Origin of the sequence: Legionella fallonii LLAP-10, assembly GCF_000953135.1 — a bacterium.
GTDB lineage: Bacteria > Pseudomonadota > Gammaproteobacteria > Legionellales > Legionellaceae > Legionella > Legionella fallonii.
The window spans coordinates 1,981,314-2,005,755 of sequence record NZ_LN614827.1 but is presented as its reverse complement, the minus strand read 5'-3'; the positions used below and the strand labels follow the sequence as shown (position 1 = coordinate 2,005,755).

Sequence of the window (24,442 nt, the reverse complement as noted above, 5' to 3'; positions counted from 1 at the left end):
ATTATAACCAAAACACGATACGGCTTTTATATTGATTCAGAAAATAGTTGTAGAGCGAAAAGCCTATAACGGAAGTTAAAAGAACCATCATAAGCGTTTGCCCATTAAAAGCATGATTGAGTAAAGGATCTCTAATTAAATTAAGAAATTGATTAAAAGGGTTATACACAGTTATCCATTGAAATCGTTCGGGTAACAAAGCGGGTGTCCAAATAATTGGTGTTAAAAAAAAGACAATTTGCATTAAACTGTTTGTTATTTGACTGAAATCCCTATATCGAGTCGTCATCATAGAGAGTAAGGTTCCCCAAACAATTGCATTAACCCCAATGATAACTAACGCGGGTAGCAGCAATAAAATATTCCAACTCAGGCCTATATGACATAAAAACATGATGGGGATAAATACAATTAAATTATGCGCAAATATAATTACATTCCGTAAGAATAAACGCATCATGAATAAAGAAGTGAATAAATCTTGGTTTTTTATATAGCTTTCAGCTTCAATAAAAGCATTACTTCCTTCTAGAATCAACGAGGAGATAAAAGTCCAGCCAATAATACCTGAAGTTAAATAGGGGAGGTATTCTATAGTATTTATTCTAAATAAGTGGCCGTATAAAAAACTCATGCAGAAGATAGTAACTGCCATATTAATAGTCAGCCAGAAAGGGCCAATAGAGGAACATCTATATCTTAATTTGATATCTTGTGTTCCTAACATAAACCATATAGGCCAATCTAAGAAAATTGCTTTAATCTCTTCCTGGATAGTCCGTGTGTTCAAAATAAAAGCTCTCTATATAATGAGATTGAGAAAATAAAAGAAGCGTACTTTATCAAGGGTATTGCTCTACTTGCAAGAGTTTTGCAAGAAAGATGGCGAAGAAATTATATTTTTGTACAGTAATCGGGTATAAATTCGCTAGATAGGGGGGCGTATTTCTTCTTTGGATAAGATAAAAGGAACTCACGATGATTGGCGTCACATTGAGATTTTACTAAGAAGCTTGCTGTTTTATCCAGTCCATGAAGTGTTTACCAATAAACTGGCTGCCAGCAATACTCAGATGATGGCTATCCCTATAAACTAAATGATGCTTATGGAGAAGTGGGCAGCTTTGCTGAGGACAGATTACATCAATGCTATTAAAAACGAGGATATCTGGGTATTTTTCTTTTAATTTGGTTAATAATGCTTTGTAATTTTTTTGCCTTTCTATGACTTCTTTTTTATTAATATAACAAGGGCTGCGCGGAGCTAATGGGCGGTGTAAGCAACGTTCAGGCATAAATGGAATTTCAGGTATATCCTGAAATAGAACCACCTTTTTTCCTGCTGCGCGTAATTTATTTATAGTAAGCTCAAGTCCTTCATAAAAGGTGGTCTCTTTATCTTTATTTTCAGGATTAATTTTTGATTGTAATATGAATTTTGCCGGAGAATATTGTTTTAAATGCTGCATTGCGTAGCCTTGATCGCTAATGTAAAAAGGGCCTAGTGATGCAAGGACAACGGTATCAATGGAGGGCGTGGTCAAAATGGTTTCTAATACTATTTCATTTGTTTTGGCACAAGTGTCTTTAAATCCAATCCAAAAGCCTAGAGTTCCCATTAGTGGAGGGCAAGAGGATTGTCCCAGCAACAGCCAATTATTTTTAGGGTCATGGCGTAAAAAACCTGGTAAAAGATGATCCGCATGGCTATCACCCCAGATCACTTTATTGGGAACACCTTCACGCGTTTGTATACACCAATCTAAGCTTTTGGCTTCCTTATTAGTGATCTCGCAGGGATATGTTGCAGTTTTATAACGTTCAAAATGAACTATATCTGCATTTAATTTTTTTTGCGTTTGGGCTAGTACTCTTGATTCCAGGCCATTACTCATATAAATCATAAAGGATGTTCCACCCAAACCTAATAGGAGTAACGCAGAGATATGGGCTGATAAGGTGGCATATTTTTTTCCTTTTACTGAAAAGCGTATGGGTTTTTCAACAAAAAAATAGGTTAGCCATGCAAGACAAAAACTGAGGATGAGTAATATAAGTGTTAAAGCATGAGGAAGTGTGCCGGATAGAATAATATGTGCAAATGAAAATAACTCCCAATGCCATAGATATAAAGGATAGCTGATGATACCTATCCCTGTTAAAAAAGATTTAGTTAAGAGATTACGATTGACCCAAGAGGTCTTAGTGCAGAGCAAAATTGCGGTGCAGAAAGTAGGTAATAAAGCCGCCCAGCCCGGATAAATAAAGGTGCTTTTAAAATAAAAAACAGCAAACACTAAAGAAACAAGGCTCAAAAGACTTAATAAATTCAATAGAATAGAATAATTTTTATTAATATCGGTTATTTTTTGAAAAAAAACAGCATAAAACGAAGTGGCATAAGCTACAGCACCGCCTAATCCCAATTCCCAAAAACGAGAGAGTGGAAGGTAAAATGCAGCAACACCATGATGTGGGGCACCTAAGAGATTGATTAAAAAAGAGAAAAAAACAATTAAAATAATCGCCATCATGGGATTAAGTTTTTTATTCCAGAGCAGCAAGATAAACAGCGGCCATATGAGATAAAACTGCTCTTCAATTCCTAATGACCATAAATGTAATAATGGTTTGAACTCATTAGTAACATCAAAATATCCGGCTTCTTTCCAAAGTAAAAAATTATTGAGAAAGAAAGTGCTTCCTAAAATATGTTTACTTAAGTTTTGATATTCATCTGCAAATAATAAGAAATACCCACCAAGTAACGCACATAATAAAATAATAATTAATGCTGGGAATAGTCGATTAATTCTTTTAATGTAGAAAGTAGTCCAGCGAAACTGTTTTTCAGCTATTTGTTGAAAAATGATTGTCGAAATTAAAAATCCCGAAAGAACAAAAAAGACATCGACTCCAATAAAGCCACCGGGGATGGCTTTGGGAAATGCATGAAAAAGAACCACTGCTAAAACAGCAATGGCTCTGATTCCATCTATATCCTTACGATAATTTAATGCCATTATCTTCAGTTCTATCGTCATTACCAACGCAGTGAAGCAATCCAGAACAGGGCTCTAATGTAGCATTATTCATAATTGCTTGGTTGGCGCCTTTGGGAATAAGGCTTTGTAGTAAAAACTGAATTACCTTTTCCATGGACGCCATACAACTTTAATTAACAAACGTCCTATAAAGGAATAGAGCGTATAAAGTAGTTTCTTTGGAAAAGATACATTTTCTGGATGCAAGCGAGGAAGTAACCAAATGTCTAAAAAGAAAAATCTTAATGTAATAAAAAAGCCGAATAGACCTCCTAGAAGGAGACGAATGGAAGACAGAGAGACTCTATAACCTTTGTTATGAGATGCATAAAGACTTTGATACAGTTTATCGAGTTCTTTCACTGTCGATTTAAGTGTAAAATATTCGAGCATTCTGGCTCGTCCTGCCTTGCCTAATGATTGTGCCGAGGCAGGATCACGTAAGAGACGTAAGATACCTTGGGCTAGATCAACCGAATCAGCTGGATTAACCTGTATGCCTGTTTTGCCATCCAGTACTGTATCTACTAATCCGCCGACGCGAGTGACTACTGTGGGACACTCCATTAAAAGGGCTTCAATAGTGCCCCCTAAGTTTTCATTTAACGAGGCTTGGACTGACACATCGAGATCTCTATAAATTCTCGGTACATCTGTTCTATGCCCGGTAAAAATAACACTCTCTTGCAACCCTAGTTCTTTCACTAATGATTGCATGGAATGCATAAGCTCTACTCCTTGCTCTCCCCAACCACTTCCAACTAAAAGAAATTTGGCGTTAGGAAACTCTCGAAGCACAATGGGGGCCGCTCGAATTAAATCTTCATGGCCTTTAATTGCTTTTCCATGAAGTGCTGGAGGGGTCCAACGGTTTGCACCTAATTTAGGATAAAAATAAGCAATCATGCCAATTAATGGCGTATCCTCAGACCAACCAAATTCTTGGCGTAGACCGGCAGGAAGGGTTGTACTTGCATCGAAAAAGCGCTCGTCTGGGCCATAGTAAACCACCGCCAGGCGCTGTTCAGGTATTCCCATTTTAAGATAAAGCTGACGAGAATACTCGCACGAAGGCAAGATAGCTGTATCCATCTTGGCTGTTGCTTTATCTATCCATCGTGGCGTTTCTGCCTCTAAGTGAAAGGGGCCTGCAATCATCGACAGACGTATCGGTACATCGGCAACCCAACTAGCAAGACGGCCTATGACCATGGAAGGGAATAGATGGGTTTGTGTTACATCAAATCGATTTTTGCGTAGAAACTTTATTAAGTTCAAAATTTTAATAGGTAAACGAAAGAGATCTGATGGGCGCATAAAATCAAAATCAGCGGCATGAACCGGGATGGATTCGGATTTAAATTTATCAACTAAGGTACCAGTGTCTCCGCTTAAAACTACAGAAACATCATAACCATAATGATTGCGTAAATCGCGCAACTGTTCAAAAGCCCAAGTTCCACCTTCGGTGGTGGAAAGGATATAGCAAATTTTTAGTTTTGGTATTTTATAATTATCCATAATATCTACAACAAAATGGGCAGGATAATGAGAGACGCAATTACCTCATAAAAGGTAGGTAATTGTAAAGAATTTTTATACTTTATCTGGTTAATTTTTAAGAAATCTAGAATAGATTGTCATGAATAGATTGACATCATATGATATTATTGTCCGTTTGGTTCTTTGATCAGAGAGCTGGTACTTTTTTATTTCGTCATTTGTCATTGCTATTACAGAAGAGGATAGGTCTTTGGTTAAACGTATATTTGATATTCTTATTGCAGGTACTTTATTAATTTTTCTGTTACCTATCCTCTTTTTGGTAGCGCTTTTGGTTCGCTGCAATTTGGGGGCTCCTATTTTTTTCCGCCAGAGTCGCCCGGGGCTACATGGAAAAATTTTTCAAATAATTAAATTTAGAACCATGCAGGAGATTACTGATCACGATGGTAATGTGATCGCTGATTCTTATCGCATGACACGATTAGGTAAATTTTTACGAGCTTCTAGCTTAGATGAGCTTCCTGAGTTATGGAACGTGATTAAGGGCGAAATGAGCCTGGTGGGTCCTAGACCCTTATTAACTGAGTATTTACCTCTTTATAATAAACAACAAGCAAGACGCCATGAATTAAAACCAGGAATTACAGGCCTAACTCAAGTTAGTGGACGCAATGCTCTAGAGTGGCAGGACAAATTTAATTTGGATGTTTGGTATGTAGATAATCATTCTTTATGGTTAGATATAAAAATTTTATTTTTAACAATCAAAAAAGTGTTCATGCAAGAGGGTATTACTAGCAAAGGAAGCGTCAGTGCCGAGAAGTTTACAGGTAATGATTTAGATTAGATTAATCTAATCCTTACAAGTCGCGGCACTTAGGCTCTTTAACTAAGACTAATTGGAAGGTGAAGCAAAGGATGACAGCTAACCTTCAATAATATTTTCCTCAGCTTGTATAGGTCGGGCAACCAATTGCCCAATGGCGCTACCTTAAGTTTTTGTAGCCTGGATGAGCGCAGCGTAATCCGGGATTTCAGTGCACTGAGCTAGGGTATTCCCGTATTATGCTGCACTAATACGGGCTACGATTTTTTCTTCCTTTTATTAAGGTAGCACCATTGGGCAACCAATTGGCCGACAAAATACCTAGAAGAGTGTGGTTATGAGTAGTTGAAATATTGCTCTTTAGTGTACAACAACGTCGGGCAATTGGTTGCTTGACCTACTTATTAACTGCTCTGTTTTTAAATCCACATCTGGCTTGCATAGAGGAACATCAATGCTCGCACACTTTTTCTCATTCTTAATTTCAAGTTCCTCGCCAAGAAAGAGAGCCATGAAGAAAATAAAAAAGTAGCCAGAACCTGAGTAAAACAACAAAGAATCGGATAAGTTTCCTATCATGAAGGGAATTATCATGGCGAAAGCAAGGAATTTCATCTCATTTAATTTTCTGCTTGCTTGAATGCAACAGAAAAAGAAGTACAGTAATGCTCCAAGACCTAATATACCAAATTCGCTAGCAACCAGCCAATATTGACTATGTGGTTCTAACAGATTCCATGTCCAGAATGCTATAGGTTTTTCTTTATTAAAATAATAAGTAAAGCTGGCTGTACCATTTCCTAATATTGGATGTTTATTGAATAATTTGTGGGCGTAATTGTGAAACTGCAACCGAAGCCCCAAATCAGTATCCTTTTGATTATTCTTATATTCTTTAATTTGTTGCGCAATACCATTAACGCGCGTTTTCATGACGGAACTTGTAAAATAACTAACAGAAAATAATGTGCCAATGATTAAGATGCCTGCTATTGCTTGTCGCCAAGTACATAGCTGTAAAACCAAAATCATCATGATTAATAAATAGATGACATAGCCAGTACGGCTCCCGCTTACAAAAAGAGTTTGATAGGTGAAAATAAGACCTAGCAAGCCATAAGTGAGTCGTGCTCGTTTTTGGTTGCGGTAGCTGAATAAAAAAGAAATATAGGCAGCAAAAGCAACCATAAATCCTGTCATGATATGATTACGAAAGACATTATCTGGATTTAAGGTCAAGAATTGCAAATAACCATGGAATTTGAAGATGGATAGAGCACAGGTAATGATCATAGCTACCAAAAAAGCATGGAGGCTGAGTCGTCTTGTAGTCGCATTTTGAAACCCAACGACAAGAATAGGCAAATAGAGTAATTTACTGTATTTTTCAATGCCAACAGCTTTTTGGGCAAAAGTTGCAGGACTCCACCAGCAAAAAATAACTGCAATACCAAACAACAATAAGGCTGCTTTACACCAAGAGGTGGCCAACAAGGTCTTTAAATCCCTTAAGAAGTCGGGCGTAAATAAAATAGTACCCACAGACAATGCCAAGCAAACACTTTTTGCTGTAGAACTTATGGGAAATAAGAGCAATGTTCCTATAAGAAACAGCTGTACCCAAGCCGCTATAGGGGCAAAAGGGGACCATCTAATTAGATATGCCAATTAGTTCTCTCCATCTATTGAGCTATTTTTTAATTGCGTTGATAACAAAATAGTTCAGCTAATCGAAACGAGTATCGGTATTTTACGGTAAAAATAGTGATTTTCAATGGTTCAATTTGGCCAGGGCACATCCTTATTTTATGCTATCCTTGGATAATAAGCGTTTTAAGCTAGTAGAACAAAATGTAGCGTCTCAATAACCCCGGTAAAAATGTCATCCCGAACGAAGCGAGGGATCTCCAAATTCAGGCACAGGATTAATGACTAGAGATCTGGTGATGCAGGAAATTATTTGGGAATTTGGGTGCCCAAAGAAGATGGATCTATACCTAATCCACTTGAGGCTCATGGTATTACCATGCCTATCACTCTACTTGCCGGAATTCTTGGTTCGGGAAACAGCGGTGGTCCTGCATGGATTCATACTAAAAATGGTTGGTCCATTGCAAGAATTAATTCTGATGGGAGTGGTAATGCTGCTTATGGTGATATTTCATGGTTTCCACGAGTCAGTGAGGTACAGCAGTGGATTGAGCAAATCGTACCAACCGCACGGTTTATAGAATAGACCTCTTCGGAAACTCTAATTGCTTCGTCGATACGGCGCTCGAATTCGTGTACACCCCGATTTTGCGCTTCATTTTTCCTCTCACTTCTCTTTTTGTATCGAGTTTTTGAAGAAATTTAATAATTTTTTATACAGTTTATAAGCAGTTAATATAACCTTAATATGAACAGCATAAAATACGAACAAGTTAATAGTTATTTGGTCTTTATATGAAACAGAAAATGGAACAATTATGTTCAATTACTGCTGACGAGTTTTCTAAAGTTATATTGGCTAAATGGGAAAAAGAGCCTCATTCCTCAGCAACAACAATCAATTATACATTCGATTTAAAATCCATGCCTCCTCTGTTAGAAAAAGATTTACGCCAAGATTTTACAAAGGCAGCTATTTCGTCATTAAACGAATTGGTTCGCAGTAAAGTGCAGGATATTTTAACACTGTGGGTCACTGCTTGCGGCAATAATATTAAGTTTAATTACGTGGAGCAATTAGATGCTGGCCAGCAGGGTATCGTTTTAATTGCTTGTGACAATCTCACTAATAAAGACATTAGCGCAAGTGGAATAACCTACTTTGACATATCTGGGAGCTATTTTAATCAGGTTTTAGTTTGTCTGCCTAGTACGTTAGCTACTCCATTTCAAGTGAAAACTTATGTGCATGAAATAGGGCATGCCCTTGGTTTAGATCACATTCATGAGGTTGAAACCATTAAACAACGATTAAAGGTAGCAGAGCAAGGTTTAGGTTGTTCGGTGATGGGCTATACCGAAGAGCTTCGGTCGCCACTAAATAATTGCACTATACCAGAATATTGTGGCGACCAAGATTATGGGATATTACCAGGACCTATGGATAATCAAATTTGTACGGCTTTATATCAGTTTCCCCCTTTTTCAATGTCCCATTATTTCAATGCCTGTTGTAAAGGGATCTTGAATGGCTGTATGGAAAGCGCACTTTCCTCTTATTTATCTCATTTAGATGGGGTGGGCTTGGACAAAGATACATCCTATAGCATCTCGTTAGTTATGGGGTTAGTAGTACGTTATTGCATGAATGAAAGCAATGTGTTTTTATCTAATGGTTTGATCTTGGGCGAATGTATAGCGCAATTGAGTGATCGACATGAAAGCGCTCAGCTATTTAAAATACTCAGAATACTCTCTAACGTATCCGGTATTTTCATGAGTTTATATACCTTATATGGAGATGAGCAGGCACTGAATAAATCTATCTATTTAATCGCTTTTTTAGCTGCGAATACGTGCGGAACTATGTACGGCTCTTTTTGGGGAGAAGAAATGGCTGCGTCTACCAATACTTTAATGGATTCTTTATCGTCTCTTTTTAATAGGGGTACTAAAGCAGCGTCAAAGATAGTACCGAGTATTACTGGAACTATTGGCTCGCTTCGTGATTGTTTTTTTGGTAAAGCTGAAACGATGAATGAAGAGCAATGTGAGGAGGATCAAGAGGATAGAGAGGAGTTTATGTATTTTTAGTCGTAATACGTTGAACATCTCTTTTTGGACCATGCAGGGTTTCTAAACCCTTTGTGACGCTTCATATTCACAGGTTCTTTATTCTTTATATTTTAAGCTAAACTTTAAGTAACAGGTGTTTAAATGAGGCATTAACTCCAATGGATGAAAAAAATCATATAAACTCATTTTTCTTGGCAATTCCTAGTTAAAATGACAAGGAAAAACGGCTTAAAAAATAAGGTATTATACAATCTCGCCGTTATTTTTCTTTATATTGTAACAGGCTTGGGAGGGCTTGTTCTGGCAGTAACTCCCGGTTATGCAACAGCTATTTGGTTACCTTCAGGACTTGCCTTGGGGTTTGTTCTTGTCTTTGGGCTGAGTACCTTACCTGGAATTTTCATTGCCTCATTTATACTTGATTTTTATGTCACCTATAGTAATTCCGGGCACTTATTTAGCTTTTTAAATGTTACTATTGGCTTGATTACTGGATCGGGGGCGGTGCTGCAAGCACTGACTGGATGGTGGCTCGTAAAGCGTTTTGTATCATTAAGTTCACCATTACATTTTCCCAAAGATATTCTCTTCTTTGCTCTTCTTTCTGGACCTATATCGTGTGTGGTTGCCGCCACTATCAGTAATATGGGCTTATATTTAATTGGTATTATTTCTACTGATAATCTGCTGATAAACTGGTTCACCTGGTGGATAGGTGATAGTATGGGGGTGCTAATATTTACGCCCGTTTTTCTCATCCTATTTGCTAAACCAAGAACATTATGGCGAAGCAGAGTCACTCCCATTATGCTTCCTCTGTGCGCAACTTTTTTTATAGTGTTTTTTGCACATTTATTTTTCAGTCAAATAGCACTAAAACACGTACAAGAAAAGTTTAGTACTGTAACTGAACATAAATTAAATCAATTGAATGAAGAAATTAAATTGATAATGAAATCAACGAAAGTTATTTCTTTTGCTTTTGTGTCACAACCCACAGTTGATAAAGAGATGTTTTTGCACCAAGGAAGCATATTATTACAAGAAAATCCTATAATCCAATCAATACAGTGGGTGCCTAAAATAATTAATCGCGATGCCTTTGAGAAGCAATATCATCTTAAACTGGTTGATAGACAATCTTCTGTACACGATAAATTGTGGTATTACCCTATCGTATCGCAAAAAGAGACTATTTTTCCTACAGGGTATAATTTATCATCCAATCCCGATTTTGTTAAAAATCTTAACTTTAATGTTGGCAGTGACTCTCCTGTTTTTATTTTGCTTACCAAAAACAATAAAGTAGAACGAACTTTTATTGCTTCAGCGATTTATAAAAATAGTGAATTGACTGGCTTTATTGTTTTGCAATTTGATTTTATGAAGTTAGTCAATGAGATATTCAATAATTTTGAAAATTACTCTAGTCTCACCATTAATAACAGTTCTGAAAATAAGAACCCAATTATTATATATAAGAATAATATTCCTAATGGTTCCGCACAACGTGTTCATGATTCAGTGAATTATCAATTGGCAGGGACAACTTGGCAGATTAATGCCGTGCCTTCTACGATTTTTATGAATCAAGAGTATTCTTGGCAGATATGGTTATCTTTAACTGAAACTTTATTTTTCTGTGTCCTCATGAATATTATTTTATTCATCCTGTATGGTCAGCGTTATTTAATTCAATATGTAATAGACGCAAAGAATATTCAATTGCAAACAGAAAAAGCCAAAAATCTTCTACTATTAAATGCAGCAGGAGAGGGAATATTGTGGATTGATACAGAGTATAACATTACTTTTATTAATCCGGCAGCAGAAAAATTGTTAGGCTATTCCAGTGATGAGTTGAAAAATGAATCAATCAACTCAATTTTGGATGAAAAAATAGTAAAAGTACCTTTTTGTTCAATAGAAAACACGGCTGTTTATCACGCTATTCAGGAAAAAACGATAATTAAAGCTAAGGAGGTTGTATTTTGGAAAAAAGATCATAGTTGTTTTTGGGTCGAATATACCTGTATTCCTATTATTTTAAATGATGAAGTTAAAGGGGCCGCTGTTATTTTCAGTGATATTACTGAACGCCTTGAAAATGAGATTAAGTTGATGAACATGGCTCACTTTGATCCATTAACTAAGTTGCCTAATCGTCTGAGTTTTTTTGAATATTTAGAGCATGCTTTGGCTCGAGCTCATAGAAATAAGGCTCAGTTTGCTGTTTGTTTTCTCGATGTTGATAATTTTAAATACATTAATGACTCTTATGGTCACGTTTATGGAGATCAAATATTAATTGCTTTGCCAAAGATTATTACTCCACACCTACGAGATACCGATTATTTCGCTCGACTAGGTGGAGATGAGTTTGGATTAATTATCGAAGATACTCATAAATTAAATGACATGGCTAAAATCTTCGAACGGATTATAGCAACTTTTGATGCACCTATTAAAGTTGAGGATCAATACATAAAAACCGCTATTAGCATAGGAGTAGCACTATATCCTGAAAATGGCTGTGACTCTGAAGCTCTTTTTAAAAATGCGGATATTGCTATGTATCATGCAAAAAAAATGGGTAAATCTACCTTTTCATTTTTTTGCGAGAAAGCCAATGAGGAGGTATTAAAAGTTCACCATATTGAATCGGCATTGTTAGATGCGATTAATCAAAAAAGATACCAGGTTTATTACCAACCCATTATGAATACGATAAACAATAAAATATTAGGTGTTGAGGCTCGTATAAGATGGAGTGATGAGGTACTTAAAGAATTCTCTCAAGAGGATTCCTTATTAATTGCAGAGGATAAAGGATTTATTTATGAACTGGGTAAATTAATACTGGAACAAGCGTTTAAAGAATTTCATTCCATAGCAAAAAGCGAAGCAGATATTTATTTAGCAATAAATATTTCGAGAAAGCAAATTGAAAATCTTGCATTTACTCAGTTGATTCAATCCCTAGTGAAACGCTATGAAATTGACCCGAAACAGATCTATTTTGAGATCTCGGAGATTTCATTGATACACGATTCTGAGCGTACAATAAACATTATGACGGAGTTAAACACATTAGGAATAGAGTTCGCATTGGATGATTTTGGTATAGGTTACTCATCCATCCATCTTTTGAAAAAATTACCCATATCGTTTATTAAAATCGATCAGTCATTCGTCAGAGATTTAGAACACAATGTTGATGATGATGCTGCTGTGTTTATTCAGACAACGATTCAACTGTCTTCTGCATTAAGTATTAAAACGATTGCTGATGGAGTGGAAAATCATAATCAAATTTGTCTGCTCAATAAATGGGGTTGTACTATGATACAAGGGAATTATTTCGCTTCTCCTATGCTCTTAGCGGATTTATTAGAATGGATGCAAAAAGATGAAGAAATTATAAGCGCTATATCAAGTCAATCGACACAATAAAAATTAATTATAATATGGTATCTACCCCTCAATGATTAGAGAGATTAATTTATAATGGCATCATTTAAGCAGACTTCCTATTTATCTTGGGTCAGACGATTTCGAGAGATGGCTGAAAAAGTGGTGGCACATTACCCCATAAAGACTGAATCAATAGATTTAATTAAATATAATGCCAATGCAATATTTAAAGTAACCGATACTCAGAAGAAAAAATATATTCTGCGAATCCATCCTTATGGGTATCATACGGAGCAAGCTATCCTCGAGGAAATAAAGTGGCTTCATCACATTACGAATACTACTGATTTATTAGTTCCCAAGCCAATGCGTACCATCGCCGGTGGTTATCTGGTTGAGGAGAAACATCCAACTATTCCAACGGCTAGATTTTGTGATCTCTTCGAATGGCGCCCAGGGAAAGTCTTATGGAAAAGCATTGATACGCATTATTCTTATAATCTAGGTTCTGTTATGGCTCAACTGCAAAAAAATGGGAAGTATTTGAGCATTGAGTATAGAAAGTACTGGTGTGTTGATGGATTAATTGGTACCGATAGAGCCAAGCTTTATAATGTAGAGCAGCTCACCGATGTTTATCCTGCAGAGCAAAAAAAAATTATTGATGCACGAAGGTTGGCTTATCATGTACTGAAAAGTTATGAAAAACTCCATAAAGAGAGGAGTGGTTTAATACATAACGACTTGCAACCCAATAACTTCATTTATCACCAAGGGAGTTATGCCGTTATTGATTTTGATGATTGTGGGATAGGGCTCTATGGCGACGATTTGTCTGTTGCTTTGTTCGCGTTTGAATATTTAGTAGAAGGAGAAAATAGGAGGGATTTTTCTATATTGAAAGACGCCTTATTTAACGGATATTCAGAGCATATGCCATTACCTCAAGAGGAAATTGATTTAATGCCTTATTTTTTGTTGGCTAGAAAATTAAACTCAATTAGTTGGTTGGAGTTAAGGAAAAAAGATAATCCGAAACTTGATATCTATCATCGAGAGGCGGTCTTAAGAGCCATCCAATTTTTTGAATATTTAACGAGCACAAGTGATAATTAGTGTACTTGAAAATCTATAAGATGATGAATCTATCACCCAATCGGATGATGTTAGTATGAAATACAGTGAAAATATTAAAAATCGTGGGGCTATAAGTAATCCAGAGGGACGATTCGAATCGATAACCACCGAACGTTATTACGATGGGTGGGAGGGAGAGGGGGATGAGGAGTTATCACCGCCTCTAGAAACCATGTTAATGCCTGAACAATCCAGAACAGTGATTTCACGTAATGATTCACCAGATCTTGGATTTGAGCAGTCCATTAATCCTTATCGTGGTTGTGAGCATGGTTGTATTTATTGCTATGCTAGGCCAAGCCATGCCTATATGAATTTATCACCTGGAATTGATTTTGAATCAAAAATTTTTTACAAAATTGATGCAGCCAAGCTTTTAGAAAAAGAATTAAATAAAGACAACTATGAGTGTAAGCCAATTGTCTTAGGAGCCAATACAGATCCTTATCAGCCAGTAGAAGCGAAACTAAAGATTACGCGTAGTTTACTAGAGGTATTAAATCGTTATCAGCATCCTGTTGCTCTTATTACTAAAGGCTCTTTGATTGAGCGTGATAAAGATATTTTGGTAGAGATGGCAAGTCAAAATCTTGTCAAAGTGGCAGTGAGTGTTACTACCTTATCACGAAAACTAAAACACATTATGGAGCCTCGAGCCTCTACTCCCGCGGCGCGATTGGCTGTAATGAGACATTTGTCGGAAGAGGGGATTCCTGTTCGTGTGATGGTGGCACCTATTATTCCTATGGTGAATGACGAAGAAATGGAGAAAATTATGCAGGCAGCGCATGAGGCTGGCGCTCAGCATGCGAGTTATATATTAGTACGTCTGCCTCATGAGGTAAAAATTCTTTTTAAAGAGTGGCTAGCTACTCATTTCCCACAAAGAGCAGAACATATTATGAGTCTTATTCGTCAAATGCGAGGTGGTAAAGAGTACGATGCAACGTTTGGGACGCGTATGCGAGGAGAGGGAGAGTATGCTCATTTGCTAGCAACACGATTTAAATTGGCCTGTAAGCGCTTCCAGTTAAATACGCAGCCGTCTCCACAATTGGATACATTGAAGTTTAAAGTACGTAAAGAGAATATGCAGCCTAAGCAACTAACTTTGTGGGGATGCCTCAGGGATGAGGGGATTTAGCTATTTATGTAAGTGGTTATAAACTCCACTCCAGCCTTTTTTCGGAGGAGTTTTTTTGAAAGATGCTATTCGCTCTAGATAGATTTGGTAAATATAAATATGAGGATTTTGGGCATTGAGTGTAGTAAATTTGGCTTCGGCTGATTGCCAATTTTGTGCATAATAATCCGCTAATGCACTATTGTATTGTTCCAGCTCTTGTAGCGTTTCAGATGAGGCCTCTGCTAAAATCCCTATGGGTTGATAGATAGTTAATGCGGTTTTCCGTCCTTTAACGGACACTTTATCTATAGCCCTCCACAGAAAATCACTACTTTCAAGACAGGTCGTATCGTTAACTAAAATATTTGATTGATAGTATTTTGTGAGATCTTGTAGGCGTGAGGCTAGATTGACTGTATCACCAAGTACTGTATAGGCACGTCGAAACTCAGAGCCCATGTCACCCACATTCATCAGGCCGGTTGCTAAGCCGATGCCGATATTGACTTGAGGCAGGTTACTATCCAGCATTTTTTCATTAATTTCAGGTAAATGTTGGAATATTTCCATAGAAGCCGTTACTGCGTTATAGGCATGGCGATCATCAGCCAAAGGAGCTCCCCAAAAAGCGACGATCATATCGCCAACGTATTTATCAATCGTGCCTCTATGCCTAAAAATTATTTCTGTAATAGGGGTAAAAAAGGTGTTTAATAAATGCTTTACTCCAGTCGCATCAAGACTTTCACTAATTGTTGTAAAGTTTCTTATGTCAGCAAAAAACACAGTCATATTCAGTGTTTGTCCTTCCATACTATGCTCATTTGGCGACTCTACAAGTTCTTTGACATATTGTTCAGGGACGTATTGACCAAATAGCTGATTGATTTTTTGTTTTTGTCGTCGTTCTAGAACATAAGAATAGGCATAGTTAATTATGGCTTGAAGTATTATTAAAGCGATCAATAACGCCGAAGGAAGATAAAAATTTTTAAAAACATATAATAAGAAAGCTGTACCTAAAATGAGGAAAACAGTAGTTAGGGCCACAACTAATTTTCCTAAGATGCCTAGGAAAGGAAAAATAAGAGAGAAAATAATTCCAAAAGTGATGAGGACAATAGCTCCTTCAGTCGCATGCCAATGATATTCCGAAACGAGTTGCTGGCCAACCATGCCTTGAACTATATTGCCTACTATTTCAACACCAGGAAATAATGAGGCTATTGGACTATCATGCAGATCTGCTAATAATGTCATGGATGAGCCAATGATAGCAATTGAGCTATCTAGGTCATTTTTATCTATTTGATTATGTAATATGTCGGTGGCTGAATAATAATCCAAGGTACCTGCTTTACCCCAAAATGGAACCAGGATTTGGCCATGTGAATTTGTGGGGATAAAGATTCCACCCAGCTTAACTCCATCTAATCGTTGATTATTCATTACTAGTTGTGCTTCGTCGATGAGTAGATAACTCATTGCTGTTTTAAGGGCCAGGCTTGGATATATTTTGTTATCATAATTTGCCAATACCAGAGAGTGCCTGACTACTCCGTCAGGATCAGGAAGGTTAGTGACAAAACCCGCTTGTGTCGATGCCTGGAGAAATAACTTTAGGACACCATTGTACCCTTCAAATTGATACAGAGGGAGTTGGCTTGCCGATATAGGTTCATTACTTTGATAAACTAAGGGACTAGGTAATGTACCTTTTTTAACATCTGATTCATGCTGAAATAAAAATCCTAACACAACATTGTGATCTAATAATGTTTGTGCAAAAGTTTGATCATTATCGATCTTAGGGGCGAGTGTTTTTAACGTAAAAAGAAACTGTTTCTCATCAGGAACGGCTATAGAGCGTAGTTGCTCTAATTTTTTTTGCAAACCTAGGGCATAATTGATTTCAGCTTCGGACATAACTATATCCAAGCCAATGGTTACCACTCCATTTTGTTTTAATTTGGTAATTAAATCGGCCATTTTATCTCTTGGCCAAGGCCATCTTCCTTCTTTCTGTACTGATTTTTCATCAATGTTAATGATGACTACTCGAGGATTTTGTGGTTGAGGATGCCAATTTAAATTGATGATTTGATCATAAATTTGGCCATCCATTCGCATTATAAATGAAGTAACAAAAGGGATGTTGTAGAGATCGATAACAAGTAAAAATGCGGTACAAAAAAGACTAAAAAGAATCTCAATGAATCTGGTATTACCAAACTTAATCCAATAATGAGGTTTTTTTAGCACGGACAATGATCCTTTTTAACTGAATGGGCAACTTAAGTTGATTAGAGTATCATTGCTGGTAAAGGTTCCTCCCGCATTATAGTATTTTTGCTCCAATCGTAAGGTAACTAGTTTCAGTTTTAAAGAAATTCCTCCTCCTAACCTATAAGCGTTTTGGTTCAATTGCAGCTGAGGTAGAGCACCAATAATTGCAACAGTATTGACAATGGGGCGGCTGTTTGCAAAGTCGGCAACTTGAATTAATCCTCCATTGATAAAGGGAGTTATTGTTCGAGATAGGCTATATCCTAATTCTAGATTTTCCATAACATAAGTTGCTCTATTCGTCAGGGGCTTTACCATTTGTGGTGTATTTTCTGTTTGAAAAAACATATAGGAAGTATCTGATTTAACCCTATTAAATAAAATGCCAGTACTTGCTTTTATTAGTACTTTCCTCCAATTTTTTCTATAGATGCCATTAACGCTGTAAAACCAGTTATGATTGGTGCTGCTTGATATGCCCAAAATAGGCTTTGGTGTTAGCTGGGTTACACCAGAAATATTATTCTGGCCATAAGCACCAGCAGAATCTATATAAAAGTTTTGATTAAAGGCCTTTAATATATGGCCAAAAATAGTATTATTTTTAATATTGGTATGAGAGAGCACGAGTCCTGCTGGACCCAATACTGTTTGTGAGTCGACACTAGTCTCTATATCAAATAAATACAGTCCCGCGAATAAATTAGGCGCTAAAATTATGTGGTCAGCGCCGGCAGAATAGAGGTTCGAATGACCTTGAAAGCGGTTAAAATTAGGTCCAGTTGTTGAATCAAAATTAAAATCAATATAGCTGTATAAGAATTTGGGAATTAGCCGTTTGAACATAGGGGCATTTGTAGATGCAGAATTTAAGCTTGCTTTTTGCGGTTGGTTCGTGTGAGATATGGCTGGGGTGACGGCATAAGCAAATGAACAACTCCATGCTAAAAAACTGGATATCACTAGGGCTTTTCTTTCCATAACTTCTATATTCCTCATATTCTATTTGTAATAGCACTATTTACATTTATCTTAAAAATTTCAGTAAAGGAGTAACTTCTCAATAACCTCGGAGAAAAATGTCATCCCGAACGAAGTGAAGCATCTCAAACTCAGGCACGGTGCTAATGACAGGAGGTCGCTCACTTCGTTCGAGATGACGTTGCCCATTCTTATTGAGAAGTTACGTAATAAAGAGCTAACCCATTGCTAATGAAGAAATATTTCATTACCGTGCTCACATTGTGTTTCCTCTGTGCCTATGTCAGATACAACCAGTGTTGTATCTGTTAATCCGACTAAGTCTTCAACCCCTGTATCAGCGGCACTAATATCTATTGGCGGCTCTATATCAGCTTCCGCAAGATCTGTACCGGCTTCTGGCGTTTCAGCCTCAGCACTTTCGGTTCCTTCGGATCCACTACTGTCACTATCCACTTCTAAATCGAGTATATTGTTTTCAGTTTCCAATCTCCCTTGTTGGGGGAATTGAGCGTTGGTAATGCCATTGGGCGTAATCAGTATGCTGCTGCCTGGTCCAAATACTACCCCATTTGCTTCAACATGACCTTCAGAAACCGTAACGTAAGTTTGACGTTTGTTCTTGACGTCTACCGCATATTTTGTTCCCAATATTGCAAGAGCGGTTACTGGGGTTTTTAGCTCTTCTTTAGTTTTTCCCGTAGTTTTTGAGTAAATCGTTCCTTCATTTAATTGGGCTTTAATTTGTACATCGGAAGTTTTAGATGAATAAGCAATGATTTTATAATTACTATTTGCACTGATATTAACTAGAGTTCCGTTTAAGTATCGGATATTCGCTTGAGCATTGGCAGCAGTAGTAATTGCATCACCAGGCTCTAGTGGGGAACCGCGAGAAAGGGTTCGGGTGGCTCCATTATGAGTTGCTGTTACTTTATTAGATGTAGATAGTACTACAGCGACTTTTTGGGCAAAAATATGAGTAGTTGCGAATATCAAACAAAATAAAACTAATTTTTTCATTTCCGTCCCTGTCAGGTGTTTCAACTTTCTTATTAAAATTAGGTACAATGACACTACACCGATCGAGATGACTACAAATAAAACTGTACAGACAGAGTTATATGCTTGATTGGGTCTCTAAGAATACCTATATAAATAGCGATTTTAAATGCCCTCTATTTCAATGTCAAAATAGTGCAACAAATTAATAACATCTGGCATAGAATATTTCCCTTTACGAATATCATTTTCTTGGGGATTAATTACAGTATTAATCGCATCAGTAAAATTTGCTGCGTATAATTTACTGTTCAAGAATAGGCTGCTTTGAAAATCGGTTGACATAAAACTACCATTAGACAAATCGCATCCTCTAAAATCAACATCGTGTGCTTTACATTCCTCAATAACGATTTCTCTCAATTTCAGCTCAAAAAAACTGGAATGGCTAATATTCGATTTATAAATTTTAATAGGGCTGGCAAGGTTTATATTGGGCCATTTTAGTTGAGTCCAATTAATGCCAATCAATTTAGATTCTTCAAAAACAGTGTCACTAAAAGAACTATATTTGAATTGAGTCGAACTTAAATTACACTCTTTGAATTCACAGTCAACAAATTTACAGGAATGAAAAATTGTTTCAACGAAACTTGATTTACTAAAGAGGCAATTTTCAAATCGTTTATTGCGTAGTTCTATTTTATCCAATTTTAATTCTGTAAAATTAATATCGTAGAATTCCTCCTGATTAAGGATATCAATTGGGGGTTGTTGCAGCATTTTACTGTTCCAAAATTTATAGATTAGGTCATTAATAAAAACCATAGTGTTGCATGGATCGCTCTTTAAAAATAGCTCTTAACCTAGGATCATCAATAAGTTTTCTTATTAATAGTTGGACCTCATGGGGCTTGGTTGTAGGCACAGGAATTTGTGCGGAATACTCAAATAATAGTTCGCCAAATTTAATAGTGGTTGGTGCAAAATTATATTTTAAAGTCTCAAAATCATTCTTTAAATAAGGACTTTGCGCCCATTGTAAAAAATTATAAAGCCAAACTTGATCACCCGTCTGATCTAGCTCTCTTAAGGTCAAATAATCTTCCCAGCATTGAATGAGAACAATGGAAATATATTGTTCTTGCAGAGTTGAATCTATTGTCGGCTTAGTGTGTATGTCTTTTGTTAATTGATATAACTCCGGATTATTGTAATAAAAACTAGCGAGAAATTCGGGTCTTGCTTGTTTTTCTTTAAGTAACAATTGATTCGGATAAAGCCACAATTTATCAATTGCCTGTTTTGTAAATTGAGCATTATTAATTTTTCTTTGTACTTCCATATTCATGGTCGTTAAGAAAATATTACCGGCTAATATGACTACAGCGAGACTAGCCATTATTGAGATAAAAACAAAAGTGCGAGAACTTTGAAAACTATGGGGTTTGATGAAAATGGCGGCTAGGATGCTAATTATTAACACTAATATAGCAAGAAGAGGAATGATATGAATATAATTAAAAGTGTTCAGAAATAGCATAAGTTTTATCCTGACGTCTTTGGTTAGCAAACCACCCGATGCAATTTTATATAATAGCGGTATGTTTACGACGATTCTATAGAAATAATTACAGGATTTTAATTTTTGTTCCTGTTCCGATAATGGCATTTTTATAACATAGTTGCTGAGTTGACTGAATGACACAATGTTGGCACATGAATGTTAAATCGAATGTAGCCATAATGTAGCGCGGCGTAATTAAGGTATTAATCACAGGCTTAAGCACAAAGTGAGTCTAATAAGGCCATGTGGACCTAATGAGAATAATCGATGTAGGATAAACCTTGATTACGCTGCGTTGCATCAAGGCAACAAAAAAACATTTAGTGAACAAAGTTAAGTAATTTGTTGCCTGACCTACAATACTGGAGCAATTGATTGCCTATGATAATCTGTTTTGATTTTGAATTTAAATCGCCAAAAAAGCAGTATGACACTGAGACCTGCTCCGAAAACCATTCCCCACCAAAGGCCAACCCCACCTAAATTTAGATGAGTAGTAAGAAAATACCCAAGAGGGAGGGCAATACCCCAAAAACTAATAATGGAAATAAATAAGGTAAAGCGAGTATCTTTTAATGCTCTAATGGCACCAAAAAGAGCTATGCGTGTTGCCTCAAACAATTGAAACCATGCGCTTACTACTAATAATTGGCTAGCTAGATGAATAAGCTCACTATTTTTGCTGTCATGTACATCAAAATCAATAGAAATTAATAGAGTAGGCATGGTCCAATAAAAAATTGCGATAATGATCATGATCAATAGAGCAAGACTAATCCCTGCGTAGCAGGCTTGTTCCGCTGAGTCTATTTCTTTTGCGCCTAATAAATGTCCCATGCGCACAGTAATCGCCTGAGCGATGGAAAAAATAATGGACATCAGAGTTCCCATATATTGCAAAGCAATTTGATTTGCTGCAAGCAATTGGCTGCCTAAAGAGCCAGTGATTAAGGTTAGGACGAAAAAGAATCCGACTTCAACGCAATACATGAATCCTATGGGTGCGCCTACTTTGCACAACTCCATGATGTATGATTGCTTTGTTGGGGTGAATAAGTGACTGAGGTACGATCTATATTCTTTATTAAACAGTACATAAAGTAATAGAAAAAATACGGAGATCCAATAACTAATGGTTGTTCCCCAACCGGCGCCAGCTATACCAAGAGCAGGGAGTCCGAATTTACCGAAGATTAAGGCAAAGCTTAAAAATACAGTTAATGATGCAGACAATATACCAAATACCAGGAGAACACGTGCATGCCCAAGGCCTACGATAAACTCTAATAAAGCAAACATTAGTAAGTTAGGAAGCAATCCCCAGGCTAATGCATGTAAATACGTTTGTGCCAAATGAACTACGCTAGGATTTTGACCAAGAAAGAGGAATATGGGCGATAAATTCCAAAATAAAATAAATGAAGGGAGTGCTAAGGCTATAGCTAGCCAGACCCCATCTCTGACGATGAATGAGATGGCAGCAAAATTTTTTGCTCCGTATTGATGAGCAACTAAGATGTTAATTGAACTTAATAGGCCTATCAAAATAACAATGAAAGTACCAAATAACCAGCTGACAAGGGCTCCTGCCGCTAATACATCAGAACTTAAATGAGCTAGAAACATGGTTTCAAAAAAATAGGTGGAGGATTGGAGTAACCCTGTGAGAATAAGGGGCATGGCCAAGTGCAGTAAAGGGGAAAGATTGTTTTTAAACCACGTCATTTAGCCCCCCTTTCTCCTGAAACTTCTAAATTAAAAAGAGAACTGATGCTGAAGCTTAATTTTACAACAGTTCAAATGAAATTCTAGGTCGTTATTTTTTAAGTATTTTTGTAAACCACAATACCAAATCATCATCAAGACAGACTGTTTGACCAGGTGCTATATGATTGTAATTATAGGTTAGTCCTAAGCCATCAGGTTTATAACCTCTGCTAGCATAGAGTTTTTGAGCACTACCATAATCCTCGTACAGTCCCACCCCGATGCCTATTATCCTACTTCTTTGAGCTGCCTCTTGTTCCGCAATATCGAGTAAGGCAGAACCTATACCGTGATTACGATATGGAGGTAGAACATTAAGATCCATTATTTCTGGAATATTTTGCTTACTAAAAGAGGGGTAAAATGAGCTCCATTTCAAAGTACAATAACCTGCAAAGTGCTGATCATAAAAAGCAAGCCATACTACTCGTTCATTGTGTTTTTGTTCATTTAAGTATGTTTCAAAGGTAGAGTGGGGCTTGAACCAATGATGTAGAGCAAATTGTTCTACTATCAAATTAATATCATTTGCAGAAAATGATTTAATTTGTATCAGTAAGTTTTCTGCTTTAGAGTATAGTGGTTTTTTTAAAAAATAGAAAACTGAGTTTTTGACAAAACCATGCCGTTCAAATTCAATCTCAAACCCGAGGTTTTTATAAAAATCTAAAGCTTCCCAATCCATGGTATTTACTGTGGCAAAGGTACATCCTTTTTCTTTACCAAAATCTTCTGCTGCTTGGATTAGTTTTGTTCCAAGTCCTTTATGTCTTAATGTTTCGCTAACCCAAAGTTGATCTATATACAGGCAACCATAAAGATTACAGCCATTACAGCCACCTAAAATGGTATTTTGGTTATCACGGATAAAAAAAGCAAAAAAATCCAAGGGCTCTTGATCTTTGGCTTGTTTCGCGTGATTCATTATGCCTGTACTGAGCACCTGAATGTCATCGGGATGAGGATTGCTTTCAAATGTTATTTCATAAGTCATGATAATCTTCGAACAATTATATTTGTGCTATAGAATGGTCAGCGTACATTTATCCGCGTTTAATTGAACTTCCTTGCCAATAGGTAATACATATCGTTCCTCAGTATGGCCGTAGGGAAATTCTTTAAGGCAAGGAACAAGTAAACGAGAGGACCATTCATTGATTACATCATCAATCGCTCCATCTCGTTCAGGATAAAATTTGGCAATACAACGTGAAAATTGACCGAAAACAACACCAGAAACTTGGGCAAAAACACCCGCTAAATCCAGTTGCGATAACCTACTGTCGACTTGAAAAGGTTCTGCGTTAACATCTTCTAATAACAAGACACACCCATTAAAGTCAGGTTGATAGGGGGTACCCATTAAGGCCATAAATGTTTCTAAATTACCACCAATTAGTGGGCCTTTAGCTATGCCTGAGTGAACACATTGTCCTTGAGTTATTTGAAACGCCTTATCTGCGAGACAGGCCATGAGCGATTGTTCAATACTTAGCGCCAGATTACTGCTATCCAAATCGCCAAATACAAATCCAGAGCAGGTGATAAGGTCTGATTTTTTTAATAAGCTTAAATGCAGTGCAGTGGTATCGCTAAAACCCGTAACCCACTTGGGATTAGCACGAATTAATTCATAGTCAAGATAGGGTAAAAGACGTTGGGCACCATAACCGCCTCCAGTAGCTACAATAGCTTTTACGTCTCTATCTACAAAAAAGTGCATAATATCTTCCGCTCGGTCTTGATCTCTTCCTGCAAGAAAACGATCAGCGTCATGTAGATGAGCACCCAGTTTTACTTTAAAGCCCTTATCCTGTAAATAAGCAACACCTGCTTCTAGACGTCCAGGGAGCAAGGGGCTTGAGGGGGCCACTAATCCAATAGTACTACCAATTTTTAACGGTGAAGGACAGATGTAAGGCATTTCTTTTCTCCGCAACCAATCTGTTTTTAATAATTCATCAAGAGGGGTATCGACTATTTTTTAGTAGTAGATCTTGTCAGAGATGATGGGCTAATTTAAAACTAGTATATTACAGGATCGATCGTTTAAGAGGATA

Annotated in this window: 19 protein-coding genes; 6 read left to right on the top strand and 13 right to left on the bottom strand. The window is 36.9% G+C overall.

Going from position 1 to position 24,442, the window contains the following annotated elements:
• Position 1: 1 nt before the first annotated feature.
• The 4 genes from LFA_RS08145 to LFA_RS08135 all read right to left on the bottom strand — a co-directional run bounded on the left by LFA_RS08145 (position 2) and on the right by LFA_RS08135 (position 4,565).
• Positions 2-790, bottom strand: coding sequence for an ABC transporter permease (locus tag LFA_RS08145; RefSeq protein ID WP_052673903.1), 789 nt, complete (start codon positions 788-790; stop codon positions 2-4).
• A 214-nt stretch (positions 791-1,004) separates the two neighbouring features.
• Positions 1,005-3,023, bottom strand: a complete 2,019-nt coding sequence (locus LFA_RS08140; RefSeq protein WP_052673902.1) for an acyltransferase family protein — start codon at positions 3,021-3,023, stop codon at positions 1,005-1,007.
• Positions 3,004-3,159 carry a hypothetical protein gene (locus LFA_RS19825; protein WP_157010322.1) on the bottom strand — a complete coding sequence of 52 codons (156 nt, stop codon included), beginning with the start codon at positions 3,157-3,159 and terminating at the stop codon, positions 3,004-3,006. The genes LFA_RS08140 and LFA_RS19825 overlap by 20 nt, the downstream gene beginning before the upstream one ends.
• Positions 3,147-4,565, bottom strand: coding sequence for a glycosyltransferase family 4 protein (locus LFA_RS08135; RefSeq protein WP_052673901.1), 1,419 nt, complete (start codon positions 4,563-4,565; stop codon positions 3,147-3,149). Before LFA_RS08135 ends, LFA_RS19825 begins: the two co-directional genes overlap by 13 nt.
• A 232-nt stretch (positions 4,566-4,797) precedes the next feature.
• On the opposite strand from LFA_RS08135, the gene LFA_RS08130 reads away from it, so the two are divergent.
• Entirely contained in the window at positions 4,798-5,397 is a 600-nt protein-coding gene (locus LFA_RS08130) for a sugar transferase (protein WP_045095749.1), read from the top strand.
• 339 nt (positions 5,398-5,736) lie between these two features.
• On the opposite strand, the gene LFA_RS08125 is transcribed toward LFA_RS08130, so the two are convergent.
• Complete coding sequence (locus tag LFA_RS08125) at positions 5,737-7,044, bottom strand: O-antigen ligase family protein (RefSeq protein WP_052673900.1); 1,308 nt, start codon at positions 7,042-7,044, stop codon at positions 5,737-5,739.
• A 304-nt stretch (positions 7,045-7,348) separates the two neighbouring features.
• On the opposite strand from LFA_RS08125, the gene LFA_RS08120 reads away from it, so the two are divergent.
• From LFA_RS08120 to LFA_RS08100, 5 genes are all read left to right on the top strand, one after another.
• A complete protein-coding gene (locus LFA_RS08120) occupies positions 7,349-7,612 on the top strand; it encodes a hypothetical protein (RefSeq protein WP_197541207.1) in 264 nt (87 codons plus the stop codon).
• A 209-nt stretch (positions 7,613-7,821) separates the two neighbouring features.
• Positions 7,822-9,120: a zinc metalloprotease gene (locus LFA_RS08115; protein ID WP_157010321.1), complete on the top strand. Its 1,299-nt coding sequence runs from the start codon at positions 7,822-7,824 to the stop codon at positions 9,118-9,120.
• Between the two features lie 192 nt (positions 9,121-9,312).
• Positions 9,313-12,555, top strand: coding sequence for an EAL domain-containing protein (locus tag LFA_RS08110; protein ID WP_065814367.1), 3,243 nt, complete (start codon positions 9,313-9,315; stop codon positions 12,553-12,555).
• A gap of 54 nt (positions 12,556-12,609) precedes the next feature.
• Entirely contained in the window at positions 12,610-13,632 is a 1,023-nt protein-coding gene (locus tag LFA_RS08105; RefSeq protein ID WP_045095746.1) for a phosphotransferase enzyme family protein, read from the top strand.
• A 55-nt stretch (positions 13,633-13,687) separates the two neighbouring features.
• Complete coding sequence (locus LFA_RS08100; protein ID WP_045095745.1) at positions 13,688-14,797, top strand: PA0069 family radical SAM protein; 1,110 nt, start codon at positions 13,688-13,690, stop codon at positions 14,795-14,797.
• On the opposite strand, the gene LFA_RS08095 is transcribed toward LFA_RS08100, so the two are convergent.
• From LFA_RS08095 to LFA_RS08055, 8 genes are all read right to left on the bottom strand, one after another.
• Entirely contained in the window at positions 14,798-17,041 is a 2,244-nt protein-coding gene (locus LFA_RS08095) for a CHASE2 domain-containing protein (protein WP_052673899.1), read from the bottom strand.
• A 15-nt stretch (positions 17,042-17,056) separates the two neighbouring features.
• Positions 17,057-18,046 (bottom strand): autotransporter outer membrane beta-barrel domain-containing protein, encoded by a 990-nt coding sequence (locus LFA_RS08090; protein WP_045095744.1) that lies wholly within the window; start codon positions 18,044-18,046, stop codon positions 17,057-17,059.
• 228 nt (positions 18,047-18,274) lie between these two features.
• Positions 18,275-19,069: a FecR family protein gene (locus tag LFA_RS08085; protein ID WP_045095743.1), complete on the bottom strand. Its 795-nt coding sequence runs from the start codon at positions 19,067-19,069 to the stop codon at positions 18,275-18,277.
• A 144-nt stretch (positions 19,070-19,213) separates the two neighbouring features.
• Positions 19,214-19,831: a pentapeptide repeat-containing protein gene (locus LFA_RS08080; protein ID WP_045097492.1), complete on the bottom strand. Its 618-nt coding sequence runs from the start codon at positions 19,829-19,831 to the stop codon at positions 19,214-19,216.
• A 31-nt stretch (positions 19,832-19,862) separates the two neighbouring features.
• Entirely contained in the window at positions 19,863-20,591 is a 729-nt protein-coding gene (locus LFA_RS08075; RefSeq protein ID WP_045095742.1) for a hypothetical protein, read from the bottom strand.
• 378 nt (positions 20,592-20,969) lie between these two features.
• Positions 20,970-22,340 carry an MATE family efflux transporter gene (locus LFA_RS08070; RefSeq protein WP_045095741.1) on the bottom strand — a complete coding sequence of 457 codons (1,371 nt, stop codon included), beginning with the start codon at positions 22,338-22,340 and terminating at the stop codon, positions 20,970-20,972.
• A 91-nt stretch (positions 22,341-22,431) separates the two neighbouring features.
• On the bottom strand, positions 22,432-23,376 hold the full coding sequence (locus LFA_RS19445) for a GNAT family N-acetyltransferase (RefSeq protein WP_084602142.1): 945 nt from the start codon (positions 23,374-23,376) through the stop codon (positions 22,432-22,434).
• 27 nt (positions 23,377-23,403) lie between these two features.
• On the bottom strand, positions 23,404-24,306 hold the full coding sequence (locus LFA_RS08055; RefSeq protein ID WP_045095740.1) for a S66 peptidase family protein: 903 nt from the start codon (positions 24,304-24,306) through the stop codon (positions 23,404-23,406).
• Positions 24,307-24,442: the final 136 nt, after the last annotated feature.